General features: G+C 64.8%; 11 protein-coding genes. 6 read left to right on the top strand and 5 right to left on the bottom strand.

Features of this window, described 5'->3' with window-relative positions; genetic code table 11:
* Nucleotide 1: 1 nt before the first annotated feature.
* Together PU724_RS04705 and PU724_RS04710 are read right to left on the bottom strand one after the other, a co-directional pair.
* Nucleotides 2-709 (bottom strand): BA14K family protein, encoded by a 708-nt coding sequence (locus PU724_RS04705; RefSeq protein ID WP_354420561.1) that lies wholly within the window; start codon nt 707-709, stop codon nt 2-4.
* A gap of 89 nt (nt 710-798) precedes the next feature.
* The gene (locus tag PU724_RS04710) at nt 799-1,893 is read right to left on the bottom strand and encodes a KamA family radical SAM protein (RefSeq protein ID WP_426213046.1); all 1,095 of its coding nucleotides are present in this window, start codon (nt 1,891-1,893) and stop codon (nt 799-801) included.
* A 468-nt stretch (nt 1,894-2,361) separates the two neighbouring features.
* Here PU724_RS04710 and PU724_RS04715 point away from each other — a divergent pair, with 468 nt between their 5' ends.
* A complete protein-coding gene (locus PU724_RS04715; protein WP_127283918.1) occupies nt 2,362-2,571 on the top strand; it encodes a cold-shock protein in 210 nt (69 codons plus the stop codon).
* Between the two features lie 45 nt (nt 2,572-2,616).
* Here PU724_RS04715 and PU724_RS04720 read toward each other — a convergent pair whose 3' ends face one another.
* Complete coding sequence (locus tag PU724_RS04720) at nt 2,617-2,850, bottom strand: hypothetical protein (RefSeq protein WP_189340710.1); 234 nt, start codon at nt 2,848-2,850, stop codon at nt 2,617-2,619.
* Nucleotides 2,851-3,014: 164 nt separating this feature from the next.
* Here PU724_RS04720 and PU724_RS04725 point away from each other — a divergent pair, with 164 nt between their 5' ends.
* On the top strand, nt 3,015-3,950 hold the full coding sequence (locus PU724_RS04725) for a hypothetical protein (RefSeq protein ID WP_354420563.1): 936 nt from the start codon (nt 3,015-3,017) through the stop codon (nt 3,948-3,950).
* Between the two features lie 95 nt (nt 3,951-4,045).
* Complete coding sequence (locus tag PU724_RS04730; protein ID WP_127283915.1) at nt 4,046-4,381, top strand: hypothetical protein; 336 nt, start codon at nt 4,046-4,048, stop codon at nt 4,379-4,381.
* Nucleotides 4,382-4,503: 122 nt separating this feature from the next.
* On the opposite strand, the gene PU724_RS04735 is transcribed toward PU724_RS04730, so the two are convergent.
* Nucleotides 4,504-5,571, bottom strand: coding sequence for a cyclic nucleotide-gated potassium channel (locus PU724_RS04735; RefSeq protein ID WP_354420564.1), 1,068 nt, complete (start codon nt 5,569-5,571; stop codon nt 4,504-4,506).
* Between the two features lie 170 nt (nt 5,572-5,741).
* Nucleotides 5,742-7,298 carry a serine hydrolase gene (locus PU724_RS04740; protein ID WP_354420565.1) on the bottom strand — a complete coding sequence of 519 codons (1,557 nt, stop codon included), beginning with the start codon at nt 7,296-7,298 and terminating at the stop codon, nt 5,742-5,744.
* Nucleotides 7,299-7,582: 284 nt separating this feature from the next.
* Here PU724_RS04740 and PU724_RS04745 point away from each other — a divergent pair, with 284 nt between their 5' ends.
* The 3 genes from PU724_RS04745 to PU724_RS04755 all read left to right on the top strand — a co-directional run bounded on the left by PU724_RS04745 (nt 7,583) and on the right by PU724_RS04755 (nt 13,019).
* The gene (locus tag PU724_RS04745; RefSeq protein WP_354420566.1) at nt 7,583-9,235 is read left to right on the top strand and encodes an acyl-CoA synthetase; all 1,653 of its coding nucleotides are present in this window, start codon (nt 7,583-7,585) and stop codon (nt 9,233-9,235) included.
* A 94-nt stretch (nt 9,236-9,329) separates the two neighbouring features.
* Nucleotides 9,330-10,223 carry a hypothetical protein gene (locus PU724_RS04750; protein ID WP_354420567.1) on the top strand — a complete coding sequence of 298 codons (894 nt, stop codon included), beginning with the start codon at nt 9,330-9,332 and terminating at the stop codon, nt 10,221-10,223.
* A 168-nt stretch (nt 10,224-10,391) separates the two neighbouring features.
* Entirely contained in the window at nt 10,392-13,019 is a 2,628-nt protein-coding gene (locus PU724_RS04755) for a bifunctional diguanylate cyclase/phosphodiesterase (RefSeq protein ID WP_354420568.1), read from the top strand.
* Nucleotides 13,020-13,060: the final 41 nt, after the last annotated feature.

The following is a 13,060-nucleotide window of genomic DNA, read 5'->3' on the forward strand; positions in this document are numbered from 1 at the left end:
CCTACTCGCACTGCTGGCGCGGGCCGCCGTCGTAGGGCTGGTAGCTGTTGTCTTCCGGGCGGTAGGAGCGGTAGCGGCTGAAGCAATAGTCGATATGGTCGGCGGAAACCCCGGCTGAGGCGCCCTCGCCCGACGTGTCGTCGCCCGGCCAGCCCTGATAGGTGGTGGCGACGCCATCCATCGCGGCGGCCTTCATGGAAGTGTCCCGCACCTTGACGTAACCCTGGTCGGCGGCGCCGGCGTCGAGGTAAGGCGAGACGCAGGGGCGCTGCTCGCCGCTGTAGGACCTGTAGCTGTTGTCGTCGAGGCGATAGGAGCGGTAGCGGCTTTCGCACCATTCGACATGAGAGGCCGGCAGGTCCATCGTGGCCTCCGCGCCTTCCCCGGCTGCGGCCACCGCCTCGCCAGAAGCCTGACCGTCGTCCGCCCGCGGCTCGATCGAGGCGGTCACCTCGGGCCCGATCTCGGGCTTTGCGGCATCGGCGGGCTTGGGGTCGGCCGGAACCGGGCGGGCGGGAACGCGCTCGAGAGCCTGCTTGGCCGCGCCGACCGGCTCGGCGTTTCTGGTCCAGAGCTCGGCCACGCTTTGGCTCGGCGCGACCACGCCTACCGGTTTGGCGGCCAGCAGCCAGGTAGCGAAGGCCAGGCCACTGGCGAAGATCGAAAGGGTCAGCACGAAGCCGCCCAGAATTCCCAACAGAGGTTTCACGCCACGCTTCCTTCAGCCCCCGCTCATAAAATGCGGAGCCGTAAGGCTGGTTCCAACGGAGGAGCCAGAGGCAAGCGCTTCCAGCGAACTTACTCCCTCACCACCTCCCTGTACGCCCTCGCCTTCCCATCCTGTCCGCGGATGCGCCAGGTCTCTCCGTCACACCCCTCGATGTGGCTCGGTCCCAGCGGCACCTTGCCGCCGCCTTCGGGCAGGTCGATGACATAGGTCGGGTTGCAGATGCCGGAGAGGCGCGCTCGCAGCGCGCTCACCAGCGCCTGGCCTTCGGCGATGGTCGTGCGGCGATGCGCCATGCCGCGCGCGAGGTCGCCGTGGTGGAGGTAGTAGGGCTTGACGCCGAGCCGGTACATCAGCTCGCGGCAGAGCTCCTCCAGCACCTCGACACTGTCGTTGACGCCTTTAAGCAGGACGCTCTGGTTGAGCAGCACGTAGCCTGCCTGCCTAAGCCGGCGGCAAGCGGCTTCGGTGGCGTCGGTGATCTCGCGCGGGTGGTTGAAGTGCGTCACCACCGTCACCATCAGCCTGCCCTCCAGCGCCCCGACCAGCCCGGCGGTGATGCGCGAGGGCAGCGCGACAGGCACGCGGGTGTGGATGCGCAACAGCCGCACATGCGGGATCGCCTCGATGCGGGCGCGGATTTCGCCAAGCGCCTTGTCGGGCAGCGACAGCGGGTCGCCGCCGGTTAGGATCACCTCGCGGATCTCCGGATGGACCTCGATGTAAGCGAACGCCTCTTCGAGCGCTTCTCGGGTGTAGCCGCGGCCGATCGCGGTCAGCGACTCCTTGCGGAAGCAGAAGCGGCAATAGACCGCGCATTGATAGGTCGGGAACAAAAGCACCCGGTCGGCGTGGCGATGCGTCAGCCGCGGCACCGGGCTGTAGGCATGGTCGGCGATCGGATCGTCGAGCTCGCCTTCCGCCTCGACCAGTTCGTCCGGCGACGGGATCACCTGCGCGCGGAGCGGGTCGCTCGGATCGTTCCAGTCGATCAGCTCGAGATAGGGTTTTGGGATGCGCACCTTATGGTTCACCGCGGCTTCCTGCGCGGCCGCGCGCTCGGCGGGCGACAGCGGCAGCGCGACGAGATCGCGCACATGGCGCACGCCGGCGCGGACATCGTCCTGCCAGGCGGGATCGGCGGCGCGCTGATCGCTTGCGTTCATGTCGTTGAATTTGGCGTCTGTCGTCATCGGGGAGTTGCTCGGTAGCGGTTCGCGCGCAGCTATCGAGCGTATGGCCGGCCGGGTCAACTGCCTGTCGCTGCTGTTGGTCGATCGCCGCGATCCTTCGCGCCCCTCTCTGCCCTGCGGGCATCTTCTCAGCTTGGGGTAGATTGACAGCCTGGCTGGTGTCTCCGACCCCTGGCCCATGGTGGCCGAGTCACTCCAGGCGGATGAAAATAGCCAAACCGAAACCGGCCTATCTTTTTGAGAAAAAGAATTATTTTCACACTACGCCTTGTTCGCGGACCCACAACGCTCTATGTTGCAAGTATCGATCTTGCTTGTTGAACCTTGTTCTGGCGCAATCCGCGCTCTCGGCGATCTTCCTCTCAAAATCGATCTGGAATCGTTTGCCGCGCAGGCTGTGCGGCGAGCAGTTTATCTATGGATGATTGAAAGGATATCGTCGTGAATACTGGAACCGTGAAGTTCTTCAATGCCACCAAGGGTTTTGGCTTCATCGAGGTCGGCAACGGCCAGCCCGATGTTTTCGTGCACATCTCGGCCGTCGAGCGCGCCGGCATGCGGTCCCTCGTCGAGGGACAGAAGGTCAGCTTCGAAATCGTGAAGGACAACCGCAACGGCAAGAGTTCGGCGGAGAACCTTCAGGCCGCGTAAGGAGATTGCGCTTCTGGTCGTTGACCACGGATGTACTGGCACCGATCATCGAGGCGCATAGGAGAGGCCGGGTTTCGCCCGGCCTTTTTTCTTTTCATCATTGGAGACCGTCATATGCGACAACAGCCGGTACCCGAAGGAATATTCAAGCCGAAGCCGACTGCCATCGAAACGAAGCAGGACGCCACGACCAGGGCGGCCCGCCAGATCATCGATGGTGAAGCGGCCGAACGCGAGCGAAAGACCGAACGCTTGAGGCAGGCCAGGCTTGCCATGCAAGCTGTCGAGGCAGCCAGCCCCGCGGCCAGGTCGCCGGCGAAGAAGCGAACGGGCAGGCGCAAACAGGCGTAGGCGGTACAAGTCGGGCGCCGAAGCGTCCCTGCCCATAGGTATTTGAGCGAAATGGTATTAATCTGCGCAGGCTGGGCTTTCGGGGCAAGCCAATGGATTTCAGCGCAGGCCATGGCTACCTTCTCATCGGCGGCCTCATCCTGGTTGGCGCCGGGCTGCTGATCCTGTCGCTGATCGTCAATCTGCGCGTGGCGCACAGCGTGCGCGACGACGTGCGCCATCGTGAAAAGCTGCTGGAATATTACCGCAACATCTTTTCGCAGCTGGGCGTGATCCTGATCGGCATCGGCGTGTCGCTGTTCATCTTCTTCTTCCAGCAGAATTATCAGGACCAGCGCAGACGCGAGACGGAACTGCAGCAGGTCATGGCAAAATTGGCGGCGCGCCTTGCGCGTGGCGCGCCCGTCGTCGAAACGCTTGGCGAATTCGACGAGGTGCTGGATGAAGGCGGCGCCTATGTCAGTCCCGAGCTCGGCGGCAAGAACGCCGCGATCAGCGCCGAAGGAACCGAGCTTGGCAAGCAGGTCGCCAAGATCCAGCTCGTCGAGCGCGACGTCGATGTCCGCGACTTCGACATCCTGAACCTGTCGCGCGACTTCGAGACGTCATTCGTCGTCAACGAGCTCGATCCGACGCTGTGGTTCAACATCGTGCGCGACGAGAACGAGATCAAATACGCCACCACCCAGCTCGCCCTGGACTACAAGGACCTGCAGGATGCTATCGGCGGCGAGGCGATCGAGGCTGCTGTCGCCAATCCCGACAAGGAGCGCAAGATCAAGCATGAGATGCTCGATATCCTCTACGACGCCGACCTGCTGCGCCAGCGCAGCAGGCGATTTCTCGCCCGCGCCTGCTGGCTGTTCAGCAAGGGCAAGGGCTTTGTCGCCCTTGCCCCGGTCGACGCCATCGAGGCCGATGCAAGGTCGCAGCAGGAATGGATCGAGCGCTCGAAGCCGCTGCTGGCGCAGACGAAGTCGGGCAGCGGCGATTGCTTCAAACTGCTCCGCTACGGCCAGGCGTCGTGAGTGGACGACGGGCGGGGGCATGCTATTTTCAGTGAAGCGTCACCTGCACATGGACGCGCGAGCGAGCAGCGCCCGCCGAATGCGTGAGGAACGCCATGCGACGGCTCATCTTCTCGGCAATATGTATCGCCGCCACGACGGGCGCCAACGCGCATGACTGGTACGAAGACAAGATTGACCCGCTGACGAAATTCAAGTGCTGCGGTGGTCATGATTGCCGCGCCATACCTCAGTCCTCGGTTCGGTCAAGGACCGACGGTGGGTACACCTACCTGCCGCATGGCTTCAACATTCCGCGCGAGCGCGTCCAGGAATCCCCGGACGGCCAATACCACATCTGCGAGAATACATACGTCATAACCAATCAGCCGTATTTGCGATGCTTTTTCGCGCCTCGCGTCAAGGTCTCCTCCTTGCTGCTCCCACGTTGAAGCCAATACTACGTGTCGCAGCAAGGATCTGCATCGGCAGGCAATTGGCAACCTCCGCGTCGCATCCTCTTCGTGAGGACTCAGGATCGATGAAACAGTCCGGGACTGCACACCAGCTGCGGTCAAGCCATCGGTGCCGCGCCGCGCCGCTCGAGCGCGGTCTTGCGGATGATCTCCGCGATCTCCGGGCTGCTGCTGCACAGCATCTGGAAATCCGCCGAGTGCAGCGACAGGAGCGAGACCGCCGTTGCGGCGCTGACGGTTGCCATACGCGGTTCGCCGCTGATCAGCGCCATCTCGCCGAAGAAGGCGCCAGGGCCAAGCTCCACCGGGCTCGGCGTCGCGACGCTGACGCGCCCCTCCGCGACGAAGAACATCTGATCACCAGGCTCGCCAATGCGGCAGATCACGGCGCCCGCGGGCACCGTGCGCGGTCTCAACGCGCGCACGATCTCGATCAGCACGGCCGGGCCGAGCTTCTGAAACAACGGCACGGCGGCGACCAATCGCCAATTGCGGACGAAATCCTCGCGACGGACTTCCTGATAGAAGCCGGTGGCAAGAATGCCGGCCCAGAGCGCGAAGATACCGATGCCACTCATCATGACCAACCCGGCAAGGACGCGGCCGGCGAAGCTTTGCGGAATCTCGTCGCCGTAGCCGGTGGTGGACAGCGTAACCACCGCCCACCACATTGCCTGGGGGATGCTGCCGAACTTTTCCGGTTGGATGTCGCGCTCGATGACATAGGCCGCGAGCGCGACGCCGAACAGAACGACGCCGAAGAGCGTGGTGACGCCGATCAGATTGCGCGCTTCGTTGGCCAGCACCCTGCCCAGCACCGGGAAGAAAGTCGAGTCGCGCAGCGGTTTCAGCAACCACACAGCACAGTAGAGGCTGCGGTCGGGCGTACGGACGAGCAGAAATGCGGCGAGTGGAACCAAGACTGCGAGCACATCGATGGCGATTTCGGGCGTCCTGTTCCGCGCGTCTCCCGCCCGGCGCTTGAGCAGCGTCCCAGCCAGCTGCAGAAGATAGGCGCCCCAAATGACAGAGAGCACGGCAGCCAGGGCCAGTCTGCTGCGTCCGGACATGTCGGGTATCGTGAGCGCAGCCACCGCCAGAAGCCCAGGCGCAGCCAGCACTGCGTTGAGCGGCGCGTAAATTCTCAGGAAAGGCAGTACCGACATTTTATGCCCACGAGCCGCTACCACCCTGCAAAATAGAATGCCTTCAAGGCAAGCGCAAAGGTGCTTGCTATCGCTGCGACGTGCATCAACACGGTGAACCAACAGTCCGCGATTGCTTCGCGACCCGGCGTGAACAGGCAGGCCGACGAGGATGACCTGTCTCGGCCAATCTAGTCGCCCACCCGCCGCAGCGTGCCGAGATGATTGTCGTCGAGAAACCCGATGGTGATCGCCGATGCCTTGCCGTCGGGGCCGACGGCAAAGCTGACGCCCGTCGGCCTGTCCGGCATCTCGGCATCGGGGTAGGTCAGGAACAGGTCGCCGTCGAAATGCGTCAGGGAATAGGACCGGGCGCCGGCCGGCCCGACCTTGAGGACAAGGCTGTCTCCCGCGCTCGACACGTCCGCTTCGCCGATGAAGTCGTTGGCGTAGCGGCCGGCATAGGCGCTGGCCAGCCGGGCCGGCCTCGAGGGCGACGGTGCCGCGGCAAAGGTGGCCTTGGCCGCCTCGACCACCGGACCGAACATGCCGGAATAGATCGCGTCCCATGCCTTGACCCAATCCTTCTCGACCGAACCGTCGAAGGCGAGATCGGCGAAGCTGTCGGACAGCCCTTCGGGGACGCCGGTCGGAAAAGCGTTGGCGAGGATGACGATGCCAAGTTTCTCCTTCGGGAAGATCGTCACCAGTGTACGCGCGCCGACGCTGAAGGCGCCGGCATGGCCCCAGCTCAAACCGTGCCGGCCGAATTCGACGTTCCAGCCGAGGCCGTAGAAGGACTCGCCGCCGGCCACCGGGTTCTTGCCGCGCGTCATCAGCGGCACATGCGTCTGGTCGAGCGCGTCGGGGGCAATCAGCGTCTTGCCGGCATAGACCCCGTCGCCCAGCAGCAGGCGCACCCATTGCGCGAGATCACGCGCGGTGGAGCTGACGCCGCCGGCGGGCGCCTGCGCATCCGGATCGCGCTTGATCTTCGCGGCCCAGGCGCCATCGACCCTGACGTGGAGTGCGGCGCGGTTCACGTGCTTGACGAAATCCGCATGACGCGAGCTGGTCGAGGCCATGCCGAGCGGGCGGTAGAGTTTTTCCTCCGCGACCTCCTCCCATGACTTGCCTGTCGGCATTGCGGCGGCGACGGCCCCCTCGGTCAGCCCGAAGTTGCTGTAGGAATAGCCGGCGCGAAAGCTCGACGATGGCGGCACGAAGCGCAGGCGGCGCAGGATCTCGGCGCGGTCGTAGCCAATGTCCTCGAGATCGTCGCCGGCGGTGCCCGGTAGGCCGCTGCGGTGTGAAAACAGGTCGCGGATGGTGAGCTCGCTGGTCGGATAGGGCTCGGCAAGGCGGAAAGCCGGATCGAGATCGGCGATCTTGGAGTTCCAGGACACGGCTCCATCGCTGACCAATGCCGCGACGACGGTGGCGGAGACCGGCTTGGACAGCGATGCGATCTGGAACACCGTGTCGGCGTCGACGGATTCGGGTCTGCCGGCCTCGCGATGACCGAACCCCTTGAGGAAGATCACCTCGTCGCCATGCACGACGGCGATGGCCAGACCGGGGACGGCACCGTCCGTCACGGCGGCCTCGGCCAGCGCTTCGAGCTTTGGCAAGGAAGCGGCGATGCGCTCGGGTGAGATTGGCTCCGCCGCTGCGGCATGCGGCCAAAGCGCCATGGCCGCGACGACAGCCCAACTCCTCAAATGACAGAGATTCCGATCAAGCCGCATGCGCGCCCCTCCCTGCATTGACGGTGCGATAGTACAGGGCCGCGCGGGCGAGGCCAATCCTTGCCGTCAGTCCTATCGGAGGCGCACATACGCTCAGGCGTTGATTCCGGAACCGGCGCCAGCTTGCTGATCGACAGTGCTTTTGAGGTGTCTGGACACGGAAGCTGGCGTTCCTTCGCGCCCCCCTCTGTCCTGCCGGACAGAGGGGGCGCCGTAGAGCGCGATCATCGCTCGCTTGCTACGCCCATCGATTTCGCCACAATGACCGCCTAGGAGAAACCATCATGACCAACGCGCTGCCGCGCTACGAGGACGCCGTCGAGCGCTTCCGCATCGAGGATGAAGTCGCCCGGCTGCATGGCGATCCGGCGACCGGCATCAATGCCTATGTCGAGTGCTGCGGCCGCTACACCGGCGAAAACCGGCTGGCGCTGCGCGCCATCTCGGCGGGCGGGGAGTTGCGCGAGTTTAGCTTCGACGATCTCGCCGACATGTCGGGGCGCGCCGGCAATATGCTGAAGGCGCTTGGCGTCGGCCCCGGCGACGTCGTCGCCGGCATGCTGCCGCGCATTCCCGAGCTGGTGGCGCTGATCCTCGGCGCCTGGCGCATCGGCGCGGTCTACCAGCCGCTGTTCACCGCCTTCGGGCCGAAAGCGATCGAGCATCGCCTGAGCTACAGCAAGGCAAAGCTGGTGGTCACCAATCCGGCCAATCGCCGCAAACTCGACGAGGTGGAGAACCATCCGCCTATCGCCACCATCCTTGGCGCGGGCGAGGCCCTGCCCGCCGGCGACATCGATTTCCGCGCTGCCGTTGCCGCCGCCTCCGCCGATTGCCAGCCAGTGATGCGCAAAGGCTCGGACCTGTTCATGATGATGTCGACCTCCGGCACGACCGGCCATCCAAAGGGCGTGCCGGTGCCGCTCGGCGCCCTGCTCGCCTTCGGCGCCTATATGCGCGACGCGATCGGGCTGCGGCCCGGGGATGTGTTCTGGAACATCGCCGATCCCGGCTGGGCCTACGGGCTCTACTACGCCATCACCGGCCCCTTGCAGCTCGGCATCGCCACCACCTTCTACGAGGGCGCCTTCAACGCCAAAAGCACCTACGACATCATCGAGCGGCTGGGCGTTACCAGCCTTGCCGGCTCGCCCACCGCCTATCGCCTGCTGATGGCGGAAGGCGCCGCGGCTGCCGCTCGCGTCAAAGGTAAGCTGCGCGTGGTGAGCAGCGCCGGCGAGCCGCTCAACCCGGAAGTGATCCGCTGGTTCGATGCCAACCTCGCCGCGCCGATCCACGACCACTACGGCCAGACCGAGAACGGCATGATGGTCAACAACCATCATGGGCTGGCGCACAGCGTGCGCGCTGGCTCGGCCGGCTTCGCCATGCCGGGCTACCGCATGGTGGTTCTGGACGAGGCGGGTAACGAGCTTGGCCCGAACCAGCCGGGCATCCTCGCCGTCGACATCGCCAAATCGCCGCTGCGCTGGTTCGAAGGCTACCACCAGGCCGAAACGCCGGCGATCGCCGGCGGCTATTACCGCACCGGCGACACGGTGGAATACGAGCCGGACGGTTCGGTCTCCTTCATCGGCCGCGCCGACGACGTCATCACCTCGGCCGGCTACCGCATCGGGCCGTTCGACGTCGAGAGCGCGCTGATCGAGCACCCGGCGGTCAACGAGGCGGCGGTGGTCGGCGTGCCCGATCCGCAGCGTACCGAGATCGTCAAGGCGTTCGTCGTGCTGGCGTCGGCCTTCAAAGGCAGCGAGGCGCTGGCCGAGGAGCTTGCCCAGCATGTGAAGAAACGGCTCTCGGCGCATGCCTATCCGCGCGAGGTCGAGTTCGTCGCCGAACTGCCGAAGACGCCGAGCGGCAAGATCCAGCGGTTCCTGCTCAGGAAGGCGGAAGTGGAGAAGCGGAAGGCCGGATAAAGAATTGGCGATCCGCTGATTTCCGCCACGCAAAAGCCGCCAAGTCGGGCGAAGGCTCGCAAGGGCTTTTGATCGCTAACTTGGGGGCTATGTCATGCGGTTGATCTGGACACTTCTCTTCATGCTTGCGGGCAGCGCGGCACTCGCTGCCTCGCCGGAGGACGACTATATCGCCGCGCGTGACAAGGCGATTTCGGACATCGCAGCACAGGAAAGCGCGAACGCTGCCGTGGAAACGCTCGATGCCCAGAATACGAAGGCGATGGCCGATCTCCAGACGCGTCTTTCGGCCCTGCTGGGCCCGCTGGCGGTCAAGGATTTTCCGGCAGCCGGCACGATCAATCTGCAGAGCCTCAGCGACTCCGATATCGGTTTCGGCATGCTCGACGGGCTGAGATACACTACCAGCGACGACGGCCCGAGCCTTGTCGCGACGACGCGCGGGCTTGCCGAGCGGTGGCTCAAGTCCAGGGCCGACGAGACCGATGAGAACCTCAGGCTGCCGGCCGGCATCGACGCGGCGCTGAAGCTCGACGCCTTCTACACCCAGGCCATCGGCGCCGACGCCGCCTTCGTCAGCACGCTCGACTTTCCGCTGAAGAAACCGGAAGGCGCCGACATGGCGTTCGCGCGGCTTGGCGGCTGGACCCAGGATGTCGGGCCGATCTACGACCAGCAGGTCATCGTCACGCTGGTCAAGGGCGATCGCGTGCTGATCGCCGAGGCGCCTGCCGCGCCGCCCGTCCCGAAGATCGCGGCCTGCGATGCCTTGTGGACCGCGGCCGACGCCGCCGCCCAGAAATTCCAGGAGGCCTACCAGGCTTCGGAACTCAAGGACGAAAAGGCCTACGATGCCGCCAACGCCGCCTGGGAAAAAGGCGACGGCGACTACCGCGCCTGCATGGGCGAGCACCTGCCCGGCGACGCGGCCTTCCCTGCCCTGCTTGCCCACGCGCAGGAGCTCGCCGATCACATGGCGGGAAAGTAGGCGCGGCGCGGCTTCGGCGCCCCGCTTCCCCTTCAGCTCCTCCGGTTGCTGTGCCTGTAGCAATGGGACCAATACTGAAACTTCTGGCCCGCATGGAAGTCTAAATTTAAGCACTTTCTACTAAGTTCGACCGATGGGCCATTGTCCAGGAAAGGCATTCGGGTCGAATTGGCCAGAACGGATTTCAGCATAGGCCGCGTCAGGCAGGCCGTTTTTTCCCTCGCCAACTTGCCGGCGGCGATAGCCTTCGTCGTGCTTTTGGTCTGCGCCGTCGTTGCCGACCAGCAGAACAGGAAGGTCTCCGATCAGCTGGCGCGCGCCGATGTCCTGGCCAAGGTCAACATCATCCGGGCCAAGCTCGAGGGCAACATCAACGGCAATCTTCAGCTCACCCAGGGCCTGGTATCGGCCATCGTCACCGAGCCGTATCTGGGCCAGCAGAGATTTGCCTCGCTTGCCGGCAATCTGTTCGAGCAGAAGTCGCAGTTGCGCAACATCGCCGGCGCGCCCGACCTCATCATCTCGCTGATGTACCCGATGAAGGGCAACGAGAAGGCGATCGGGCTCGATTACCGCAAGAACGAGGCGCAACGCACGGCAGCGCTGCGGGCGCGCGACCGGCGCGAGCTGGTGTTCGCCGGCCCGGTCGATCTGGCGCAAGGCGGGCGCGGCTTCATCGGCCGCATCCCGGTCTTCGTGCCGACGGCGGGCGGTGGCGACCGCTTCTGGGGCATCATCTCGGCGGTGGTCGACGTCGACCGGCTCTACGCGGCAAGCGGCCTTACCGACCCCGCCATAGACATCGATGTGGCGCTGACCGGCAAGGACGCGCTTGGTGGCAGCGGCGAACGTTTCTTCGGCGGCGACAATGTCGTCGCCGGCAATCCGGTGACAGCCGAAGTGGAGGTGCCGTCAGGCTCGTGGCGGATTTCGGCCATTCCCAAGGGCGGCTGGCCAGCGGCGCCGAAGAATGAGCGGACCTTGCTGGCCCTCATGGCGCTCGCCGGCGTCTTGGTGGTCCTGCCGATCCTGGTGGCCGGGCGGCTGTTCGGCGAAAGGCAGAAGAACTATGCCGAGTTGCGGCGCCTGTCGGGGCGGCTGGAGCTGGCGCTGGAGGCCTCAGGCATCGGCGTCTGGGAGCACGACCTCGCCACCAACGAACTGGTGTGGGACGAGCGCGTCAACGAGATCTATGGCAAGGCCGCCGGCAGCGAGCCGCGCGGCTATGATGACTGGGCGGGAACGATCCACCCCGACGACATCGAGCGCGCTCGACGGGATTTCGACCTGGCTGCGGCGACCAGGGGCCTCTACTCCTCGCAATACCGCCTCATCCATCATGACGGCGACGTCCGCCACGTCCGCACGCGCGCCACGTTCTTCCAGGACACCGGCGGCACGCCGAAGATGATCGGCGCCGAATGGGACGTGACGAGCGACGTGCTGCTCAACGAAAATCTGGAGCGCGAGCGGCAGCTGTCGGAATCGAAGAACGCCGAGCTGGAGATCGCCAAGGCGCGCATCGAGCATGTCGCGCTTCACGACTCGCTGACCGGCCTGCCCAACCGCCGCTATCTCGACGAGATGCTGGCCGAAAGCGGTGAAAGCGGCCGGCGCACGGCGCTGCTGCATCTCGACCTCGACCGCTTCAAGCAGATCAACGACACGCTCGGCCACGCGGCTGGCGATGCCATGCTGATGCACGCCTCGAAAGTCATCAAGGCCAACGCCGGAATCGCCGATTTCGTGGCCCGCATCGGCGGCGACGAGTTCGTGGTGGTCGCCCATGGGGATGGCGACGACAAGTTGGCCGAACTGGCCAGCCGCATCATCGAGGAGATGCGCCAACCGGTCACCTACCAGGGCCACCAGTGCCGGTTTGGCGTCAGCATCGGCATCGCCGCCAATGACGGCGTCGACGCCAGGCAGTTGCTCGTCAATGCCGATCTCGCGCTTTACCGGGCGAAAAGCCATGGCCGCAATCGCTACGAGTTCTTCAACGAGGAGCTGCAGAGCGAGATCGTCCGGACCAAGCAGATCGCCGACGAAATCCTCGGCGGGCTGGAGCGGAACGAGTTCGTCGCCTATTACCAGCCGCAGTTCGACGCCAGGACGCTGGAGATCGTCGGCGTGGAGGCGTTGTCGCGCTGGAAGCATCCGCGCCGCGGCATCCTGGCGCCCGCCGCCTATCTCAAGGTGGCCGAGGAGCTGAACGTGGTGGCGCTGATCGACCGCACCACGCTCAAGCAGGCACTGGAGAATTTCGAGCGCTGGTCGCATCTCAACATTCCGCGCGTTTCGGTCAACGTCTCGGCCCGGCGCCTCGAGGACAGGGACCTGATCAAGGGTTTGCGCAAGCTCGCCATCAAACAAGGGACCGTGTCGTTCGAGCTGGTGGAGTCGATCTTCCTCGACGAGAACGACGACTTCGTTTCCTGGAACATCGAGCAGATCAAGGAACTCGGCATCGACATCGAGATCGACGATTTCGGCACCGGCTATGCCTCGATCGTCAGCCTGCTCAAGCTGCAGCCGCGCCGGCTGAAGATCGATCGCCAGCTGATCACGCCGATCACCGGCTCAAAGGCGCAACGGCGGCTGGTGTCGTCGATCATCGAGATCGGCAAGTCGCTCGGCATTGAAGTGGTGGCCGAAGGCGTCGAAACGATGGAACATGCGCGCATCCTGAAGGAATTGGGCTGCGACATCCTGCAGGGCTACGCCTTCGGCCGCCCGATGGACGCCAAGACCTTCAAGGCCTTCGCCCAGTCGCGCAAATGGCTGGCGGTCGGCTAGCGCCCCTCGTCCACGACGGCTACGCCCCATCTGAGCCCTTT

This window comes from Mesorhizobium abyssinicae (assembly GCF_049887195.1).
GTDB lineage: Bacteria > Pseudomonadota > Alphaproteobacteria > Rhizobiales > Rhizobiaceae > Mesorhizobium > Mesorhizobium abyssinicae.